The following is a 19,915-nucleotide window of genomic DNA, read 5'->3' as shown; positions in this document are numbered from 1 at the left end:
TTGTAACGTCTACACTTTTTGAATCGGAGCAAACTTGGCAAGCAGTCGTTTAATGCCTACCGGGCTCGGGAATGCAATATCAAGTTCTTTGCCTTCTCCTTCGCCTTTTACACTGACAACTGTGCCGATTCCCCATTTTTTATGCTCCGCTTTATTGCCGACAGACCAGGCAATTTCGTCTCCGCCTGTTGAAGCCGCAATCGGTCTGTTGACCTGTGGCCGTCTGTCAGGACGGGTTTTCGCAGCAAATGGAGCAGCGCTCTTTTTCACTTCATTTAAATTCTCCAGCAGTTCAGACGGAATCTCTGATATGAAACGGGATTCAGGATTCATGCTTGTTCGTCCGAAAAGAGTTCTCATTTTAGCATTCGTAATGTACAGCTCTTTTTCAGCGCGGGTAATACCGACATAAGCAAGACGTCTCTCCTCTTCCATTTCCGCTTCTTCCATAAGTGAACGGCTGTGGGGGAATACCCCTTCCTCGACACCCATTAAGAAGACAACCGGAAACTCTAGTCCTTTTGCAGAGTGAAGAGTCATTAGCACGACGGCTTCTTTAGAGGCTTCCTCATCTTCATCTAATTTATCAATATCCGCAACTAAAGCCAAATCGGTTAAAAAGGCTACCAGGCTTTTATCTTCACTATTTTTCTCGAAGTTTTGCGTAACAGATAAGAACTCATCAATATTCTCAAGACGGCTTTGTGCTTCAATTGTTTTTTCGGTTTTCAGCATTTCGCGATATCCTGTCTTTTCAATCACTTCTTCAGCAAGCTCAGTGACAGACAAGTAATCCTGCATGTTCGCAAGGTTGCGGACAAGCTCTCGGAAATCCACCATCGCACTGACTACACGCCCGCTTACGCCTGCAAATTCGATTTGCTCAATCGCACCGAACAGAGATAAGTCATTATCAAGCGCATACTGAGCAATCTTATCGACTGATGTGGCGCCTACACCGCGCTTAGGTGTGTTAATAACACGCGCCAAGCTGATATCATCATCCGGATTGGCAATCAATCTTAAGTATGCAAGGATATCTTTAATTTCTTTTCTGTCGTAGAACTTAATCCCGCCGACAATGGTGTAATTGATATTTGATTTGAGCAGAATTTCCTCAATAACACGGGACTGTGCATTGGTGCGGTAGAGAATCGCAAAATCAGATAGCTTTCTACCTTCTGAAGAAACAAGCTGATTGATTTTTCCCGCTACGAACTGCCCTTCGACTGATTCACTGTCAGCGCGGTAATAGTTGATTTTCTGTCCTTCATCATTTTGCGTCCAGAGATTTTTCGCTTTGCGGTTCATGTTGTTTTTAATAACTCCGTTTGCCGCTTCCAGGATACGCTGTGTGGAACGGTAATTCTGCTCAAGCAAAATCACGCTCGCAGTCGGGTAATCCTTCTCAAAGGAGAGAATGTTCGCGATATCCGCACCGCGCCAGCGATAAATAGACTGATCGGAATCACCGACAACACATAGATTTTGGAAACGTGATGCAAGCATTTTAACCAATAAGTACTGCGCTTTATTCGTATCCTGATACTCATCCACGTGGATAAACTGAAATTTGCGCTGGTAAAACTCAAGCACTTCAGGAACACGCTGAAAAAGCTGAATCGTTGTCATGATCAAATCATCAAAATCAAGCGACTGGTTTTTCAGCAGCTTCTTTTGATAATCCTTGTAAACATCGCTTGCGACCTGCTCGTACATGCCGCCTGCTGTCTTTTCGAACTCATCAGGAGTGATCAGTTCATTTTTCGCTCCGCTGATGCTGCCTAAAATGCTTCGCGGGTCAAACTTCTTCGGATCGATATTGCGTTCTTTCAGAATGGATTTTATGACAGAAAGCTGGTCTGTCGTATCAAGAATCGAGAAGTTTCTGCTGATTCCGATCCGGTCGATATCTCTTCTTAAGATACGGACACACATGGAGTGAAAGGTCGAGATCCAAATATCATCTGCACCTGGTCCAAGCAGTTTTCCGATTCTTTCTTTCATTTCACGCGCCGCTTTATTTGTAAACGTAATCGCAAGGATGTTCCATGGCGCTACGCCTTTTTCAACCATTAAGTAAGCAATTCTTCTTGTGAGCACACTCGTCTTGCCGCTTCCTGCTCCGGCCATTATTAAGAGCGGTCCATCTGTTGCCTTGACCGCTTCTTTCTGCATATCGTTTAAACCATTCAATAATTGATCTGTTAAAAATTGCACGTTCCGGGCACCACCTTATCAAACGTATGTTCTTATTTTATCTCATATCCTGAGTTAAATGCAATTACGAAAAGCGGAAGCGCCCGTTTAGCTCCGAAAGGCAGATAAGAATCCGGCAGAAAAGTCCGGGTTTGACTTTTCCTGCGGATTTGTTCTGGCCGAGGAGCTGGGCGATGGAGCTAGACATAAATGCGCTAAACTTTATTTCTTCTTCTCAAGGTTTTACTGCTTTTACTGTTTTCAAAGCGGATTGAAAATCATCATAGATAACATTGCCGACAACCACAACATCTGCAAATTCAGCCATTTCAGCTGCCTGTTCTGGCGTTTCAATGCCTCCGCCGTAAAATAGTTTGGTAGAGGATAAGACAGAGCTTGCAGCCTGTACTACATTTACGTCTCCGTAAGTTCCGCTGTATTCTAGATAAAAGATTGGCATATGGAACATTTTTTCTGCCATGCGTGCATACGCCATGACATCATCTGCTGATAACTCCGTATTCGCCTCTGTCAGTTTTGCCGCTTTGCAGTCACCATTTAAAATACAATAGCCTTCAACAATCAGCTCATCCCAGCTCATGATCTCACCGTATTCTTTCACAGCCTCGTGATGCAGTCCCATTACCCACTTCGTATTCATGCTGTTCATAACGGACGGGATAAAATACAAGTCAAATCCCGGTATGATCGACTCAATTTCTGAAACCTCAAGCACACATGGAACAAGATATCTTCTGATTCGGGACATTAAGTTTAACACATTATCCATCGTCACATTGTCGCTTCCGCCGACAATGATCGCATCTGTTCCTGATTCGCATAATATTTCTAGATTTTCATCGCTTATTTCTTTATCTGGATCGAGTTTGAACACATGTTTCCACTCGGCAACTTCATACATGGTCTTTCCTCCTAACAATCGGGTTCCACCTGAAACATTATATCAAATTAACGTCCTGCAAAAAACGCACAGGTGCTATGAAGGTTTTGACAATCTGTTCACGAGTTCGTTTTAAAAGTGGCTTAATTCATAATTCAAAACTATTTTGAAGATAATAATTTAAAAAAACGGAGGAAAAAACATTGAATGGAAAAAATCCTATTTGCTCATCTGAGCTCGGTACACTGTGGCTAACCTACCAGGAAAAAACACTGATTCTTAGAATATTAGAATATTTCATGGAAAAAGCTGATGATCAGCAAGCCTTAAATATTATGGGAGGTTTATGGCAGGAACTCAATCATTATGTAATCAAAATCGAAGACATTTTTGAACAGGAAGGTGTAGTCATTCCTAATGGATTTACTAAAGAAGATGTAAACTTAGAAGCTCCAAAGCTTTACGACAATGGATTTGATATTATGTTTCTTCGTATTTTAAAAGAAATCAGCATGGGTATGTACACCCTTAACATGAATATGGCATACCGTGAAGATGTAATGACCATTTATGAAGGATTAACGACTACTACGCAAAAGGTTTATAAACTGGCTACCCATTATTTACTTAATAATGGCATTCTTACTCTGCCGCCAAAAGTGACCATGCCGAAATCAACGGAATTTATAAAAAGTAAAAACTATTTGAACGGATTTCGTTTCTTTGGTGAAAATCGGGCTTTAAACGACATTGAAATAGGCAATCTCCATCACGGAATCGAAACAAATCATATTGGCATGCAGCTTGTAACCGGTTTTGCACAATGTGCTAAAAACAAAGAAGTTAGACAATATTTTGTAAAAGGAAAAGAACTTGCCAAGAAACAAATAAAAACTTTCGAAGAAATTCTCCTAGAAAGCAATGTTCAGTTCTCAGCTTCTTCGGGGAGTACAGTAACTGATTCGACAATCCCTCCATTTTCTGAAAAGCTAATGATGTTCTGTATTTATCTTCTTAATGGGTTTGGGCTTGTAGGAAGCAGTTTTGGTTCCATTTTCAGTTTAAGAAATGATATATCCATGAAAACAGCATTGATAGGAAAAGATATTTACGTCTACGCCAATGAAGGAATAAAAATTATGATTAAAAATGGCTGGATGGAAGAACCGCCTCAAATGGGAAACAGGACTTGAATGACGAATAAGCAGGCACCGCATCTCATCATATATGAAGAATAAGTTTTATCATCAGATAAATAATATGCAATGTGTTCGTTCATTTAACACGATCCTGCAATGTGGAGGGATTCATTTTGAATATTCTTGTAAGCTTACTCTCAATTTTCCTTGAAATCGTTATTCGGACAGCATTTCTGGTTAATGAGACTTCTTCTAGATTCAACTCATTTTTCAGAATGCCATCTTTAACATAAGCGCGGAATATTCTCAATTTCACATTGGCAACAAAAACGGTGAAGTGCCTTAACGAAATAATAAAAGGATAAAATCATTGTGATTTTATCCTTTTATTATTTCGTATTCATTTCTAATCGAATCCCGTCAAATCAAGACTCCTTTGTTTCCTGCGTTTGAATGCGTTCAAGCGCCATTGTGTAGGCGTCGTTGCCATAGTTCAGGCAGCGTTTTACGCGTGAAATGGTTGCCGTGCTGGCACCTGTTTCTGTTTCAATTTTGTGATAGGTAAAACCTTCGCGCAGCATGCGTGCCACTTCTAAACGCTGGGCAAGTGACTGGATTTCGTTCACTGTGCACAGATCATCGAAGAACCGATAGCATTCTTCAAGGTTTTTTAGTGATAAAACAGATTCAAATAGTTGGTCGAGTTCTTTTCCCCGTAATTTTTCAATTTGCATCTTAAATTCTCCTTTTATGAAAATTAGTGGAGTGAAACGTGATTTTCTAGAGCAGGCACTATGTTAATCCAGGTCTTTCCCGGTACAAATCCGATCGGTTTTCCGTTTAAGTAAGGGAGGATTCTTCCGTCAATATTGCGCCATTCCACCTGGCGGCTGACGCCTTTTTGCAGCAGGATTCCTTTGCCTCCGGATGTTAAGTCAATCGCTCTTCTTCCATAGTCGTCAATCGTTTGATGCTTCATTTCAGCGATAAATAAATTATTAACTGCAATGGCTTCTCCTGTTTCCAGGTCTTTCGTTTGTTCGTTGTTGCTATATCGTAAGTATTTCTCTGTTTGTTTGTCGTATTTATATTCTGAATTCCACACATCTGACTGATCGTAGCGGACAATAGCTTCTAAACCTGAATCACCTTTAGGAGTTTCTTTTGTGTCAGCAAATGGCAGCGGTTTTGGCTGCTTCTGCAGGTCAATTCTGTTAAGCTCTGCACCTTCTTTAATATTTTCAGCTGAAATATAAGAATTGTGCGGCGCTTTTCTGAAGTCAGCTCTCCAAAAGAGTGTGCCGTCATAAAACAAGCCATTCAAATAGTCAAGTTTTCCATTTTCAAGAGTTTCTTTAGCCTGCGGACTCCAGCCGTGGCTAATAAAGACGGCATCATAGCCGGTGCTTAAGTCAACATAATATTCTCTTGCGCTTCTGACAGGACCGATTGCTGCTGGCTGATTGCTTTGATAAATAGCCAGGAACCTGGTAATGTTCCCTTCCGATAAAACCTCGTATACAATATCAGCCTGTTGAAGTCCAGACTGCGGACGGGCTGCCGGATGATTGTTGATCATCACTGCAAAGGCACGCTGTCCTTCTTTTTCATCAGAGCGCAGACCTGTTAATGGATAGATGTTTCGCTCTTCACTAGGAGCAGATGTTTCTTCCTCTTTTACATCATCCGTTTTTTGGGGGCTGCTCTCTTCTTCTTTGTTACAAGCCGTACACATGGCGAGCAGGAGCAAGGCCATGAACAGCCGTTGTATATTCTTCATGTTGTTTTTCATGATTGACACCTTCTGCTTACTTTTATATTTTAACGCATTATCGATGGAAAGAGTATTATTTTTTTAAGCACATCATAGATGCCGACTGGAGTAATCCTTATATACGGCAAATGGGTGGATGATAGGAAAAAAAGGGAATAAACCGGATCCCCTTGTGTATATCCTCTCTCTTTCAGCAGGTGCTTAAATCTTTCCTCTTGTTGAACAACTAAACTAAACTCTTCAGCTGATGCTCCGCCGCAAAGTTCAAGGGGTATTTCATGCACAACTTTCCCCTTTTCTGCAAGGACAATTCCGCCTCCAAGCTCCTTCATCCTATTAAATGCTGTGATCATATCATGCTTGCTTTTCCCAATCAAAATAATATCGCCTGTTGTTGAATAAGAACTTGCCAGACCGCCGAGCGATGCGGCAAAGCCCTTGAGCATTGTGCTGATGCGCCATTTGCCTTTCTTATCAATCAAAGCAAGAAAGCACTCATCATGATGGCTGCCCAGCTCGTCAAATGAATTGTCGATGGTGATGCTGTACGGTTCCATAATCACATCATTCTTCATTTGAAGGCCTAGCGGCATTGAAAACTGAAGGTCATCATAGGACAAGGACCATTCGATCTTCAGTTTTCCGAACCCGGCTTTTTGCCAATTTAGATCTCCAAAGCATTCAGTCGGCAAGCCGTCTTTTCTCAGCCACTTTCCCTTTGAAAGCACAGCAACAGGGGATGGATTTTCGGCTGATTCCAAAATATTCAGGTTAGCCAAACGCCCTGAAGCTACAACGCCTGTTACATCTTCCATGCGGTAATATTTGGCAGGATTAAAGCTTGCCATATGATAAGCATCAATTGCCGGAATATCCCGCTCAATGGCCATTTTGATCATGGAATCCATCATTCCGTTTTTATAAAAATGCGGCGTTGCCCCGTCGGTAGTGAAAAAGAAATGTTCGTAGTGGCGAATCTCTTTTTCACGGATGCCATCAAGCAGCTGCGGCAAATCAGGCCGGATCGAGGAATGTCTGAGTGAAACAGTATAGCCGAGCATTAACCGCTCTAAAACATCATCTCCTGTCATCGCTTCGTGATCGCAGTCGGCCCCGAATAATTTCATTTTATTCAGAGTGTTTGCCGATGCTCCGGGAAAATGTCCTTCGATCCGCTTTCCTTTCATTTTCATCTCAACCATCCAGGACAGCATCAAATCATCATCCGAAAGCAGCTTAGGCCACCCTGTTAATTCTCCGCCTTGAATAACATATTCATTTTCCATCCATTTTTTCATAAAATCGAGAGATAAATATTCATGTTCATTGGGAACTTCAGTCTGAAGATCAAAACGGCTCCACCAATAATACTGCAAAGGAAGCTGATTTAATTCATGAATTAAAGTAAGCGCTTTCTTTTTATCGGACTGAAAAAGCAAAAATAAATTGTCGCATATAAGTGTCGTTGTACCGTACTGTGACACATACTTCCCAAAAGAATGGGGATTATAAAGTTGAAATGGGTGAGCATGAGGTTCAATATAACCCGGTACAATAAAACGATCTTCGCAATCGGCGATTTCCGATTGCCCGCCGGCAGGAAGCTTATCTCCAATATAAACAATCCGGTCATCTGAAATCCAGATGTTGGCTTTGATCCATCGTTTCAGATAAGAATTCAAGTACATCCCATTTTTTAATACAAGAGCTGGAGGCTTATGCCCTGAGGCCGCTTGTATGTGATGCCTGATCTGCCGGACTTTCCATTGTGCATGCAACTTGGGCATTTCAGACCCTCCCTATATTTCATACCTTATATGTTAACATATGTAACCGTTTAACGCAGTAAAGATTTACTGTATTTTCAAAAATGAGGAGGAACTTATTAGTGAAACCGAACATCGGCATTATAAACGGACTGATCCGAATTACAATTGGACTGTTTTTACTATCATGGGCTTCTGCAAAATATTCGAAAAAACCGTGGAAGGATTCTCTTCTGCTCATGATGCTGCTTGGTGCAATGAAAGTTGGAGAGGGCATTCTAAGATTCTGCCCGATGGTGTATATGTATAAGGAATGCAGGAAAGAGGATTTAGAGTTTGAGGATAAGACTTATAATCCGTCATGACCAGAAAAGCGGAATCGCCCGTTTAGCTCGGGGCATGGCAGAAAAGGATCCGACAGAAAAGGCGCTATTTGCCTTTACTGTCTTGATCCGTTCTGACAGCGTTGTTTAAGGTACTTAATGCCATACCCGAATCAAGAAGGTAGTCATCATTTAGCCGAAATCTTCCTATAACTAGCGAAAATCCACCTTTATTTAGCCGGTTTGCGGATTTTTCTAGCCGCTTTAGAGATTTATTTAGCCAAGTCCATTTTTGGATTTGAGCCGTATTTTAGAATCTTAAGCAATTGTTTTGTCTAATAACGAAATATCGATTTTATTAGCTAAAACAAACGCTTTTTTAGCCGAAGCCACGTGCCCGGCCGCCATAAAAAAAGACTCTCCTGCCATCAGGAGAGTCTGCTAAGGGGTGAACATCATGATCATGGAATATTTAACCGATATGACATTCCTGCTTGCTTTGCTTATCGGCAGTATTGTTGCCTTAATGTTTGTCTATGTTAAGAAAAAACGTGTTTAGTCGCTTTGGCGCCGATGTCCTTGCGGTAAAATAGAGCAGGCGATGCTACTTCAGATACATATTCATACACTTGAGTCTGTGCTTCGAGCAAATCGCTGCCGTATGCAATAACAGCTAAAACCCGTCCGCCATCCGTTACAAATTCTTCCCCGCTTTTCTTCGTCCCTGCGTGGAAAAGGGCACCTTGTTCAAAGCTTGAACGAAGCGTACCGATCGCTTCGCCTTTTTTATACTCATTCGGGTAGCCGTTTGAAGCAAGGACAACTCCCATTACAGCTTCCTTGCGCCATTTAAGCTCTGCTTTTTTGCCATCTAAAATAGCAAGCAATGTTTCAATCAAGTCTGATTCTAAGCGCGGCAGAACAACCTGTGTTTCAGGATCGCCAAAGCGCGCATTAAATTCAATCACTTTTGGACCTTGCTTCGTTAAGATCAATCCTGCATATAAAATCCCCGTAAATGGAGTTCCATTTGCAATCATGCCTTCAGCTGCCGGCTTTAACACTGTTTCAACAGCTTCCTGCACAACTGCATCTGAAATTTGAGGAACCGGAGAGTAAGCACCCATTCCGCCGGTATTAGGACCTTCATCATGATCGTATGCCCGTTTATGATCCTGCGCGATCACCATTGGATAGACAGCATCACCGTGAACAAAGGCCATTAATGAAAATTCCTCGCCATCTAAAAATTCTTCAATGACAACCGAGCTGCTTGCCTCGCCGAATTTGGCATCTTCAAGAAAATCACGCAGACAGTCGATTGCTTCCTCTACTGTCATAGCGACGGTTACCCCTTTTCCTGCAGCAAGTCCATCCGCTTTTATGACGATTGGAGCTCCTTGTTCAAGGACGTATTTCTCCGCTTCTTCAAAAGAAGTAAACGATTGATACGCTCCTGTCGGAATGTTATTTTTCATCATTAATTCCTTGGCGAACTTCTTGCTGCCTTCAATCAGGGCAGCTTCCTTTGTTGGCCCGAAAACCTTCAGTCCCGCTTCTTGAAACGCATTGACAACGCCATTCAGGAGCGGAACCTCAGGTCCTACGATTGTTAGCCCCACCTTATTTTCTTTTGCAAAAGCAACAAGCTCCTCTGTATTCTGCTCATCGATTGCAATAAGCTCGGCAACGCTGCTCATTCCATCGTTTCCTGGAGCAACAAACACTTTCTCAGCAAGCTTACTCTGTGATGCCTTCCAGGCGATTGCATGTTCACGGCCTCCGCGGCCAATGATTAGAATGTTCATCGTTACCAGCTCCTCACTAGTTTAATGTTTAAAGTGTCTAACTCCTGTAAATACCATCGTAATGCCGTATTCATCTGCTTTTTGGATGGAATCCTCATCCTTAATGGATCCGCCAGGCTGAATAATGGCTGTTACGCCTGCTTTTGCAGCTGCTTCAACTGTGTCGTTCATTGGGAAAAATGCATCAGATCCCATTGCACTTCCTTCAGCATGAGCTCCTGCCTGTTCAATCGCAATCTTCGCCGCACCGACACGGTTCATCTGACCCGCACCAACACCGACTGTCATCTGATTTTTCGTAAGAACGATTGCATTTGATTTCACATGTTTTACGACTTTCCATGCAAGCTTTAAGTCTTCCCACTCCTGTTCAGTTGGTTCACGCTTTGTAGGGATTGTGATTTTCGCATCATCAAAAGAAAGCGTATCTTCATCCTGAACAAGCAGACCGCCGTGAATCGAAGTGATTTGCTGATCCTGTTTTTCAGCACCTAACACATCTAATGTAAGAAGTCTTAAGTTTTTCTTAGAAGTCAAAATCTCTAATGCTTCTTTATCGAAAGAAGGAGCAATGACAATCTCCAGGAAGATTTCATGTAATTTATGAGCTGTTTCTTTATCCACTTCATGATTTAAAGCGATGATTCCGCCGAAAATCGAAGTTGGATCTGCTTCATATGCACGCGTGAATGCTTCAAAAATCGTTTCGCCTGTTCCGACTCCGCATGGATTCATGTGTTTTACAGCCACAGCTGCAGGCTGCTTAAATTCTCTTACGATTTGAAGAGCTGCATCTGCATCTTTAATGTTGTTGTAAGAAAGCTCTTTGCCGTGAACCTGCTCCGCTTCTGCAATCGAAACATTGCTTGCTAATGGCTTTTTGTAAAAAGTAGCTTTTTGGTGAGGGTTTTCCCCGTAGCGAAGCGATTGTTTTTTCTCAAATGTATAAGTCACTGTCTCAGGGTCTTCTTCGCCTACAGCATTCGTTAAATATTCTGCGATAAGCGCGTCATATGAAGCCGTATGGCGGAACACTTTTGCAGCAAGCTTTTGCTTCGTTGCAATTGTAACTTCCTTCTCGCTCTTGATCTGCTCCAGAACTTCAGCGTAGTCAGCAGGATCAACGACAACCGCAACATCCTGGTGATTTTTTGCCGCTGAACGAAGCATGGTCGGTCCGCCGATATCGATGTTTTCGATCGCATCATCAAACGTGACGTCCTGCTTTGAGATCGTTTCTTTAAATGGGTAAAGATTTACGACAACAAGATCGATCGGCAAAATGCTGTTTTCTTCAAGCTGTTTCATGTGATCCGGATTGCTGCGGACAGCAAGCAGACCGCCGTGAATATTCGGATGCAGGGTTTTCACTCTGCCGTCCATGATTTCAGGAAATCCAGTTACTTCTGAGATCCCTGTTACTTTGACGCCGTTTTGCTGAAGCAGGCTTTTCGTTCCGCCTGTTGAAATGACTTCGATTCCTTGTTCCACAAGCTCTGTTACAAATGGAATGATGCCATCTTTATTTGAAACACTTACAAGTGCGCGTTTGATTGTCATTCTTTACACCTCTAGCTCTCTTTTTTGGAAAAGGGTATTTAGTACGTGCGGATAGTATGTGTGCTCGAGCTTATGAATCTTTGCAGATAACGTTTCTAAAGTGTCAGACTCTTCTACTTCAAGCGCCTTTTGAGCAATAATCGGGCCAGTATCCATGCCTGCATCTACAAAGTGAATCGTAATCCCTGTTACTTTCACTCCTGCGTCAAAAGCCTGGCCGATCGCATCCTTGCCTGGAAACGACGGCAGCAAAGAAGGATGCAGATTGATGATATTCTCAGGAAAAGCAGTGAGCAGGGTATCTCCAATCAGCCTCATATATCCTGCGAGCACTACATAAGAAACGTTATACTGCTTCAATTGATTTAGGATGATGGTTTCAAATGCTTCCTTATTTTTAAATTCCTTCGGTGAAAACTGAAAGACAGGGATGTTTTCTTTTTCAGCGCGTTCAGCGACTTTTGCTCCCGGTCTGTCGCAAACAAGAAGCGCAATTTCCGCTGCCAGTCTTCCGCTCTTCACTTCATCTATGATAGCCTGAAAATTTGAGCCCGTTCCAGAAGCAAATACCGCTATTTTCATCATGTGAGAGAGCCTCCGCCAAATGTGACGCCCTGGCCATCCTTCACGCGTCCGATAATATAAGCCTTCTCTCCATGCTTTTCAATCTCATTGATGACATTGTGCATCTGCTTATAATCAACCGCTAATACAAATCCGATGCCCATGTTAAAGATGTTAAACATTTCTTCCTGGCTGAGCGTCCCTTTTTCCTGAAGCAAATCAAAGACAGGAGGAATCGGCCATGAGCCGTAATCGATTTCAGCCCCTAATCCTTCAGGGAGCATTCTCGGGATGTTTTCTATAAATCCGCCGCCCGTAATGTGGGCCATGCCATCTACCTTATACTTTTTCAAAACTTCTAATACAGGCTTCACATAAATCTTTGTCGGACGGAGCAATTCCTCTCCAAGCGAGTGCTGAAGCGGTTCAACTTTCTCTTTTAATGAAAGACCGTTATCTTCAAGCAAAATTTTGCGTACCAATGAGAAGCCATTGCTGTGCAAACCGCTTGAGGAAAGTCCGATTAATACATGACCTGCACGGATATTCTCTCCTGTGACAATCTCTTCTTTTTCAACAGCGCCAACAGCAAAGCCTGCGATATCATATTCGTCCCCGTCATATAAACCAGGCATTTCGGCTGTTTCTCCGCCAACCAAAGCACAGCCTGACTGCTCACAGCCGTCTGCGACACCTTTGACGATCTGCTCGATCTTAACAGGCTCTGCTTTTCCAAGCGCCAAATAGTCGAGGAAGAATAATGGCTCTGCTCCCTGTGCAAGAATATCATTTACACACATCGCAACTGCATCTATCCCGATCGTATCATGCTGATCCATCAGGAATGCAAGCTTAAGCTTTGTGCCTACACCATCTGTACCTGATACGAGGACCGGCTGTTTGTAATTCAGCTCTGAAAGATCGAACATGCCGCCAAATCCGCCGAGGCTTCCCATGACGCCTTTTCTCATTGTTTTAGCTACATGCTTTTTCATTCGCGAAACGGCTTCATAGCCTGCTTCTATATCAACGCCTGCCTGCTTGTATGCGTTTGACATCACACATTCCCCCCGGTCTTATTTCGTCAGCACTTCTTCCTTTTCATGCGGCAATTCTGTATCCGGATAAATTTCTGTCGGATATTTACCAGTAAAACAAGCTAAACATTGTCCGCGGCGCTCTCCTTCATAAGGGCGTCCAATTCCTTCAAGCAGCCCTTCCACACTTAAGAAAGTCAGCGTGTCAGCACCAATAATTTCGCGGATTTCTTCCACTGAATGGCTTGCTGCAATCAACTCTTCTGTTGATGATGTATCAATTCCGTAGAAGCACGGATTGCTGATCGGAGGTGACGTAATGCAGACATGCACTTCCGTTGCTCCCGCATCTCTCAGCATATTGACGATTCTGCGGCTCGTAGTACCGCGCACGATGGAGTCATCAACCATGACAACGCGTTTACCTTCAACAACGCCTCTTACTGCAGACAGCTTCATTTTTACACCTTGCTCTCTGAGAGACTGAGAAGGCTGGATGAACGTTCTGCCGACATAACGGTTTTTGATTAATCCAAGTTCATAAGGAATACCTGATGCTTCTGCATACCCAATCGCTGCTGAAATACTTGAATCCGGCACACCTGTGACAACATCTGCTTCAAATGGCGCTTCAATTGCCATGCGTTTTCCGAGGTTTTTGCGTGCTGTATGAACATTGATGCCGTCGATGTTGCTGTCAGGTCTTGAAAAATAAATGTATTCCATGCTGCAGATCGCTCGGTTAACGTTCATTGAAAAGCGCTCTGATTGAAGTCCTTCATCATTGATGATTAAAAGCTCTCCGGGCTCAACCTCACGCAGATATTCGGCACCGATAATGTCAAAAGCACATGTTTCAGATGCGACAACATAAGAGTCTCCAAGCATGCCGATAGATAATGGGCGAAGACCGTTCGGATCAAGCGCCACCATCATTTCCGTTTCCGTCATGATTAAAAAGGCATAAGCTCCTTTGATCATCGTCAGCGCATTTTTAATTTTATCCTTCATTGAGGAGTATCCGCTTCTCTTAATTAAGTGAGCAAGTACTTCTGTATCTGATGTTGACTGAAAAATACTTCCCTGATTTTCAAGCTGATGCTTAAGGCCATTTGCATTTACTAAGTTACCATTATGAGCAAGAGCCAGGCCGCCGCTTTCAGAACGGAAAAGAAGCGGCTGAACATTTTCAAATCCGCCTCCCCCAGCCGTCGCATAGCGAACGTGGCCGATGGCTCCTTTTCCTTTAATATCATTCAAACGGCCTCCGCTGAATACTTCTGTGATCAGGCCCTGGCCTTTTACACAAGTCAGCTTCTTCCCGTCAGTCGAGACAATTCCAGCACCCTCTTGCCCGCGGTGCTGCAGACTATGCAAGCCGTAATATGTGATTTGCGGAGATTCGGAGTGTCCCCAAATACCAAACACTCCGCACTCTTCATTTAATCCTCTGATTTCAGCAAGCATGGAATCGCTCCTCTCCAAGCTGTTTCAAGCTCGTTGACCTTCGATTTAATTAAAATTTCGCCTGTTTCGTTTTTCACAGTGAATGCTGCATCTTCTGTTACGCTTCCGATTAACGCACCATCTGTCAATTCTTCAAAAGCTGTTTGGTGTTCAGGCTTTACTGTCACGATAAAACGGGACTGCGTTTCACTGAACAGCGCAGCAACTGCTTCGCCATTTACTGTGATACTTGCGCCAAGTCCGTTTGTACCGAATGTGCTTTCTGCAGCTGCTACTGCCAAGCCGCCTTCAGCTACGTCATGTGCAGAGGATACTAATCCTGCGCGGATGGCTGCAGATAATTGTGCCTGACGCTCTGCTTCAACTCCAAGATCCATTTCAGGTGCTTTGCCGAATATCTTGCCGTGAACCATTTTTTGCAGCTCACTGCCGCCAAATTCATTTTTCGTTTCGCCGATCAAGTAGATCAGGTCGCCTGCAGCTTTGAAGGATTGTGTTGTGATGTATTTTGTATCTTCAATTAAACCAACCATCCCAATTACAGGTGTCGGATAAACAGCTGTACCGTTTGTTTCATTATAAAGCGATACGTTTCCGCCAATAACCGGTGAATTCAGCACACGGCACGCTTCACTCATTCCATCGGCTGCTTTTTCGATTTGCCAGAAAATCTCTGGCTTCTCAGGATTTCCAAAGTTCAGGCAGTCTGTCACAGCCAGCGGTCTTCCGCCTGAACAGACGATATTGCGTGCTGCCTCTGCAACGGCAATCATTCCGCCAACCTCAGGATCGAGGTAAAGATATCTTGAGTTGCAGTCTGTTGTCATCGCAAGTGCTTTATTTGTATCGCGAATACGAAGAACAGCTGCGTCTGAGCCAGGTGCTACAACCGTATTTGTGCGGACCATGTAGTCATATTGATCATAAACCCATTCTTTGCTGGCAATTGTAGGCTGTTTTAAAAGGTTTACTAGAGTTTCCTTCAAGTCACTTGCTTCAGGCGTGCTCGCTTCCATCTCCTGAAACTCTTTATAATAAGCCGGCTCTGCAGAAGGCTTATGGTAGACCGGTGCTTCTTCAGCAAGTGCATCTACCGGAATTTCTACAACTACCTCGCCATTATGGAGAAGTCGGAGCATTTTATCATCTGTTACAACCCCGATTGCTTTTGCTTCAAGCTCATATTTGTCAAAAATGTCGGTGATTTCTTTTTCACGGCCTCGTTCAACGACTAATACCATACGCTCCTGTGATTCAGAGAGCATCATTTCATAAGGTGTCATTCCTGCTTCTCGCTGAGGTACTAAATCTAAATTCATCTCGATGCCTGAACCCGCTTTGCTCGCCATTTCAGCAGTCGAGCTTGTAAGTCCTGCTGCTCCCATGTCCTGAATGCCAACAAGAGCATCGCATTTTATAACCTCTAGACAAGCTTCAAGCAAAAGCTTTTCCATAAACGGATCTCCTACTTGTACAGCAGGGCGTTTTTCATCTGATGCATCTGTCAGTTCCTCTGATGCAAATGTAGCGCCGTGAATGCCGTCGCGGCCTGTTTTAGCGCCAACATACATCACGGTATTGCCAATTCCTTTTGCCACACCTTTTTTAATATCTTCATGGTTGATTAACCCGACACACATCGCATTTACAAGCGGATTTCCATCATAAGAAGGATCAAACTGGATCTCTCCTCCAACAGTTGGAATACCGATGCAGTTTCCGTAGCCGGCAATACCTGCAACAACTTCTTCAAACAAATAACGGACGCGTGGAGATGTTAATTCCCCGAAGCGCAAAGAGTTTAATAGAGCGATAGGACGCGCTCCCATTGAAAAGACATCACGGATGATTCCGCCTACGCCTGTTGCTGCACCTTGATAAGGTTCTATCGCAGAAGGGTGATTGTGGCTTTCGATTTTAAACACAACTGCCTGCTCGTCTCCAATATCAACGATCCCAGCACCTTCACCAGGTCCTTGAAGAACATGCTCGCCGGTAGTCGGGAACTTCTTTAAAACAGGCTTGGAATTTTTATAGCTGCAATGCTCCGACCACATGACAGAGAAAATACCTAGCTCTGTATAATTCGGCAAGCGTCCCATAATCTTTTCAATCATTGAAAACTCATCATCACTAACGCCCATTTGACGGTAGATTTTCTCTTCTTTAATCATTTGCTGTGTTGGTTCAAGCAGTAGTGACATGAGATTCCCTCCAGTTTTTCACGATCGATTTAAATAGGTTCAGTCCATCCGCGCTTCCAAGCAGTGCATCAACTGCACGTTCAGGATGAGGCATCATTCCAAGAACATTTCCGCGCTCATTTACGATTCCTGCGATATCTTCCAAACTTCCATTTGGATTGTTTTCATATGTGAAGACGATTTGATTGTTTTCTCTTAATCTTTCTAAAGTCAGCTCATCACAATAGTAGTTTCCTTCACCATGCGCGATCGGAACAGAGATGACCTGCTCTTTTTCATAGGCAGAAGTGAACATTGTTTTCTCATTTTGAACAATAAGATTTGTCGGACGGCACATGAATTTCAAGTTTTCATTGCGCTTCATTGCACCCGGCAATAAGCCTGCTTCAAGTAAAATTTGAAACCCGTTGCATACACCAAGAACAGGCTTGCCTTCTTCAGCAGCTTTGACAACTTCCTTCATAACATTTGCAAAACGCGCGATGGCGCCAGAGCGAAGATAGTCCCCGTATGAAAATCCTCCCGGAAGAAGAATGCCGTCAAAACGGCTTAGATCTGTTTCATCATGCCAAACGTACTCTGCTTCTTCCCCAAGCTCATCCTTGATAGCGTGGAACATATCGATATCACAGTTTGATCCCGGAAAAACGATGACGGCGAATTTCACTGTGCGACAACCTCCTCCACCTCATAGCGGTAATCTTCAATGACCGTGTTTGCAAGCAGCTTTTCGCACATTTCACGAACCGTCGTGTCCAGGTCACGCTCAGTCTTTTCAATCGTAAGCTCCATGTACTTTCCGATTCGAACATCGTTAACCTCTTTGTAGTTCATGCTGTGCAATGCGTGCTGTACCGCGCTTCCCTGTGGATCAAGAACGCTTTCTCTGAGTGTAACGAATACCTTTACTTTGTACATGCTGTTTCTCCTCCTAAACGATTTAAAATTTCTGAGTATGCATCTGTTAAGCTGCCGATATCACGGCGGAAAACATCTTTATCAAACTTCTCATTCGTTTTTTCATCCCATAACCGGCACGTATCAGGCGAAATCTCATCCGCTAAAAGCAGTGTGCCATCCTTTGTTAAACCAAATTCCAATTTGAAGTCGACCAAACGGATGCCGCAGTTTTTAAAGTGGCTGATCAAGACTTGATTCACTTTTAAAGCCGCTTCCTTCAGCTGCTGCACCTGCTCTATCGTTGCAGCTTCAAGGAGTTCAATGTGATCTTCTGTAATCAGAGGATCACCTAAATCATCATTTTTATAATAGAATTCTACAATTGGAGTTTTAAGCGGTGTTCCTTCCTCTATTCCAAGTCGCTTTGAAAGACTTCCTGCCATGATGTTCCGGACAACGACCTCAAGCGGCACAATCGAAACCTCTTTTACAAGCTGCTCCGTTTGGGAAAGTCTTTTAATGAAATGACTCTCAATGCCGTTCTCGGCGAGTTTTTCAAACAGCAGCGTCGAGATTTCATTATTTAAACGGCCTTTTCCTTCGATTTCGGCTTTCTTCTCACCATTAAACGCTGTTGCAGAGTTTTTATATGAAACCAGCAAAACAGCATCTTCATTCGTGCGGTAAATTTGCTTCGCCTTGCCTTCATAAAGCAGGTTCAACTTTTGAATAGTCATGAAAATCCTCCTAGTAACGACAGAATATTGGGAACTTTAGAAGTGCGGAATCGCCCGGTTAGCTCATGCATGACAGATAAGGATCCGCCAGTAAAGGCGCTTTTTTTGCCTTTACTGGCGAAGCCATTCTGGCCGAGGAGCTGGGCGATGGAGCCGGACACCGAAGTGCAAGACCCTGCTTCGCTTCTTAAAAAAGAGGCAAATAATATATTTACCTCTTTGTTTTTTAAGATTCCGCTTAAAGACCTAAGCGTTCAAATATTGTATCTACACCTTTTAAGTGGTAGTTGTAATCAAAGCAGTCATCAATGAGTTCACTTGATAGACGGTCTGTGATCGTTCCATCCGCTTCTACAAGGCTGCGGAATGGCACTTGTTTTTCCCATGCTTCCATTGCTTTTGGCTGCACGATATCGTAAGCCTGCTCGCGGGTCATACCTGAATCAATCAGTGCAAGAAGAACGCGCTGTGAGTAGATAAGTCCAAGAGTGCGGTCCATGTTGCGCTTCATGTTTTCAGGGAAAACCGTCAAGTTCTTCACGATGTTGCTGAAGCGGTTCAGCATGTAGTTCAAAGCAATAGTTGCATCCGGCAGAATAATCCTTTCTGCAGATGAGTGTGAGATGTCGCGCTCATGCCACAGCGGCACATTTTCGTAAGCTGTCATCATATAGCCGCGGATGACTCTTGCAAGACCTGTCATGTTTTCAGAACCGATCGGGTTGCGTTTGTGAGGCATAGCAGAAGATCCTTTTTGACCTTTTGCGAAGAATTCCTCAACCTCGCGTGTTTCACTCTTTTGAAGACCGCGAACCTCTGTTGCGAATTTTTCAATTGAAGTTGCGATTAATGCAAGTGTGCTCATATAATCTGCGTGACGGTCACGCTGCAATGTCTGTGTAGAGATTGGAGCTGCCTGCAAGCCTAACTTTTCACACACATATGCTTCAACAAAAGGATCGATGTTTGCATAAGTACCCACTGCGCCGGACATTTTTCCAAATTCAATGCCTTCTGCTGAACGCTTGAAGCGCTCTAAGTTGCGTTTCATTTCTTCGTACCATAATCCAAGCTTAAGTCCAAACGTCGTAGGCTCAGCATGTACACCATGTGTGCGGCCCATCATAACGGTGTATTTGTGTTCAATCGCCTTGTTTTTTAAGATTTCAACAAAGTTTTCGATGTCTTTTAAAAGAATATCGTTAGCCTGCTTCAAAAGATAAGAAAGGGCTGTGTCAACTACATCCGTTGAAGTTAAGCCGTAATGCACCCATTTTCTTTCTTCTCCAAGCGTTTCAGAAACAGCTCTAGTAAAAGCAACAACGTCGTGGCGTGTTTCTTCTTCAATTTCCTTGATGCGGTTAATATCAAATGATGCGTTTTGGCGAAGCAGCTTTACGTCTTCCTTTGGGATATGCCCTAGCTCAGCCCATGCCTCACATGCAAGAATTTCAACCTCAAGCCAAGCTTTAAAACGGTTTTCTTCTGTCCAAATAGCACCCATTTCAGGTCTTGTGTAGCGTTCAATCATCGTTA

General features: G+C 43.4%; 18 protein-coding genes. 3 read left to right on the top strand and 15 right to left on the bottom strand.

From position 1 onward, the window contains the following. Positions 1-9: 9 nt before the first annotated feature. Both pcrA and pcrB read right to left on the bottom strand, forming a co-directional pair. Positions 10-2,178, bottom strand: coding sequence for a DNA helicase PcrA (gene pcrA, locus K8L98_RS01855; RefSeq protein WP_420828851.1), 2,169 nt, complete (start codon positions 2,176-2,178; stop codon positions 10-12). Positions 2,179-2,434: 256 nt separating this feature from the next. Next, on the bottom strand, positions 2,435-3,121 hold the full coding sequence (pcrB, locus tag K8L98_RS01850; RefSeq protein ID WP_223439081.1) for a heptaprenylglyceryl phosphate synthase: 687 nt from the start codon (positions 3,119-3,121) through the stop codon (positions 2,435-2,437). A 182-nt stretch (positions 3,122-3,303) separates the two neighbouring features. Between pcrB and K8L98_RS01845 the strand changes: the two genes are divergently transcribed. Then, positions 3,304-4,293: a DUF3231 family protein gene (locus tag K8L98_RS01845; protein WP_223439080.1), complete on the top strand. Its 990-nt coding sequence runs from the start codon at positions 3,304-3,306 to the stop codon at positions 4,291-4,293. Between the two features lie 371 nt (positions 4,294-4,664). Here K8L98_RS01845 and K8L98_RS01840 read toward each other — a convergent pair whose 3' ends face one another. Genes K8L98_RS01840 through K8L98_RS01830 form a run of 3 tightly spaced genes read right to left on the bottom strand, consistent with a single transcriptional unit; the run spans position 4,665 to position 7,800 of the window. After that, positions 4,665-4,973 (bottom strand): YerC/YecD family TrpR-related protein, encoded by a 309-nt coding sequence (locus K8L98_RS01840; RefSeq protein ID WP_070879478.1) that lies wholly within the window; start codon positions 4,971-4,973, stop codon positions 4,665-4,667. Between the two features lie 23 nt (positions 4,974-4,996). Continuing rightward, positions 4,997-6,031 carry a DUF3048 domain-containing protein gene (locus K8L98_RS01835; RefSeq protein ID WP_223439079.1) on the bottom strand — a complete coding sequence of 345 codons (1,035 nt, stop codon included), beginning with the start codon at positions 6,029-6,031 and terminating at the stop codon, positions 4,997-4,999. Between the two features lie 29 nt (positions 6,032-6,060). Continuing rightward, positions 6,061-7,800 carry an adenine deaminase C-terminal domain-containing protein gene (locus tag K8L98_RS01830; protein ID WP_223439078.1) on the bottom strand — a complete coding sequence of 580 codons (1,740 nt, stop codon included), beginning with the start codon at positions 7,798-7,800 and terminating at the stop codon, positions 6,061-6,063. Positions 7,801-7,901: 101 nt separating this feature from the next. Here K8L98_RS01830 and K8L98_RS01825 point away from each other — a divergent pair, with 101 nt between their 5' ends. Both K8L98_RS01825 and K8L98_RS26665 read left to right on the top strand, forming a co-directional pair. Further along, positions 7,902-8,144 carry a YgaP family membrane protein gene (locus K8L98_RS01825; protein ID WP_223439077.1) on the top strand — a complete coding sequence of 81 codons (243 nt, stop codon included), beginning with the start codon at positions 7,902-7,904 and terminating at the stop codon, positions 8,142-8,144. A gap of 415 nt (positions 8,145-8,559) precedes the next feature. Then, positions 8,560-8,661: an EYxxD motif small membrane protein gene (locus K8L98_RS26665; RefSeq protein ID WP_338037007.1), complete on the top strand. Its 102-nt coding sequence runs from the start codon at positions 8,560-8,562 to the stop codon at positions 8,659-8,661. Here K8L98_RS26665 and purD read toward each other — a convergent pair. The 10 genes from purD to purB all read right to left on the bottom strand — a co-directional run bounded on the left by purD (position 8,642) and on the right by purB (position 19,910). After that, positions 8,642-9,910: a phosphoribosylamine--glycine ligase gene (gene purD, locus K8L98_RS01820; RefSeq protein WP_223439076.1), complete on the bottom strand. Its 1,269-nt coding sequence runs from the start codon at positions 9,908-9,910 to the stop codon at positions 8,642-8,644. The two genes, K8L98_RS26665 and purD, sit on opposite strands and share 20 nt — an antisense overlap. A 21-nt stretch (positions 9,911-9,931) precedes the next feature. Beyond that, complete coding sequence (gene purH, locus K8L98_RS01815) at positions 9,932-11,470, bottom strand: bifunctional phosphoribosylaminoimidazolecarboxamide formyltransferase/IMP cyclohydrolase (RefSeq protein WP_223439075.1); 1,539 nt, start codon at positions 11,468-11,470, stop codon at positions 9,932-9,934. A 3-nt stretch (positions 11,471-11,473) separates the two neighbouring features. Next, positions 11,474-12,055 carry a phosphoribosylglycinamide formyltransferase gene (gene purN / locus K8L98_RS01810; RefSeq protein ID WP_223439074.1) on the bottom strand — a complete coding sequence of 194 codons (582 nt, stop codon included), beginning with the start codon at positions 12,053-12,055 and terminating at the stop codon, positions 11,474-11,476. Continuing rightward, a complete protein-coding gene (purM, locus tag K8L98_RS01805; RefSeq protein WP_223439073.1) occupies positions 12,052-13,092 on the bottom strand; it encodes a phosphoribosylformylglycinamidine cyclo-ligase in 1,041 nt (346 codons plus the stop codon). Before purM ends, purN begins: the two co-directional genes overlap by 4 nt. Before the next feature lie 18 nt (positions 13,093-13,110). Continuing rightward, positions 13,111-14,538 (bottom strand): amidophosphoribosyltransferase, encoded by a 1,428-nt coding sequence (purF, locus tag K8L98_RS01800; RefSeq protein ID WP_223439072.1) that lies wholly within the window; start codon positions 14,536-14,538, stop codon positions 13,111-13,113. Continuing rightward, positions 14,514-16,742 (bottom strand): phosphoribosylformylglycinamidine synthase subunit PurL, encoded by a 2,229-nt coding sequence (gene purL, locus K8L98_RS01795; RefSeq protein ID WP_223439071.1) that lies wholly within the window; start codon positions 16,740-16,742, stop codon positions 14,514-14,516. The genes purF and purL overlap by 25 nt, the downstream gene beginning before the upstream one ends. Continuing rightward, positions 16,726-17,409, bottom strand: coding sequence for a phosphoribosylformylglycinamidine synthase subunit PurQ (purQ, locus tag K8L98_RS01790; protein ID WP_223439070.1), 684 nt, complete (start codon positions 17,407-17,409; stop codon positions 16,726-16,728). Before purQ ends, purL begins: the two co-directional genes overlap by 17 nt. Continuing rightward, entirely contained in the window at positions 17,406-17,660 is a 255-nt protein-coding gene (gene purS / locus K8L98_RS01785; RefSeq protein ID WP_223439069.1) for a phosphoribosylformylglycinamidine synthase subunit PurS, read from the bottom strand. The genes purQ and purS overlap by 4 nt, the downstream gene beginning before the upstream one ends. Next, a complete protein-coding gene (gene purC, locus K8L98_RS01780) occupies positions 17,648-18,373 on the bottom strand; it encodes a phosphoribosylaminoimidazolesuccinocarboxamide synthase (RefSeq protein ID WP_223443066.1) in 726 nt (241 codons plus the stop codon). Before purC ends, purS begins: the two co-directional genes overlap by 13 nt. Positions 18,374-18,617: 244 nt before the next feature. Next, positions 18,618-19,910 (bottom strand): adenylosuccinate lyase, encoded by a 1,293-nt coding sequence (gene purB / locus K8L98_RS01775; RefSeq protein WP_223439068.1) that lies wholly within the window; start codon positions 19,908-19,910, stop codon positions 18,618-18,620. Between the last annotated feature and the right edge of the window lie 5 nt (positions 19,911-19,915).

Origin of the sequence: Metabacillus dongyingensis, from assembly GCF_019933155.2 — a bacterium.
Classification (GTDB): Bacteria; Bacillota; Bacilli; order Bacillales; family Bacillaceae; genus Bacillus_P; species Bacillus_P dongyingensis.
This window is presented reverse-complemented; position numbering and strand designations above follow the sequence as displayed.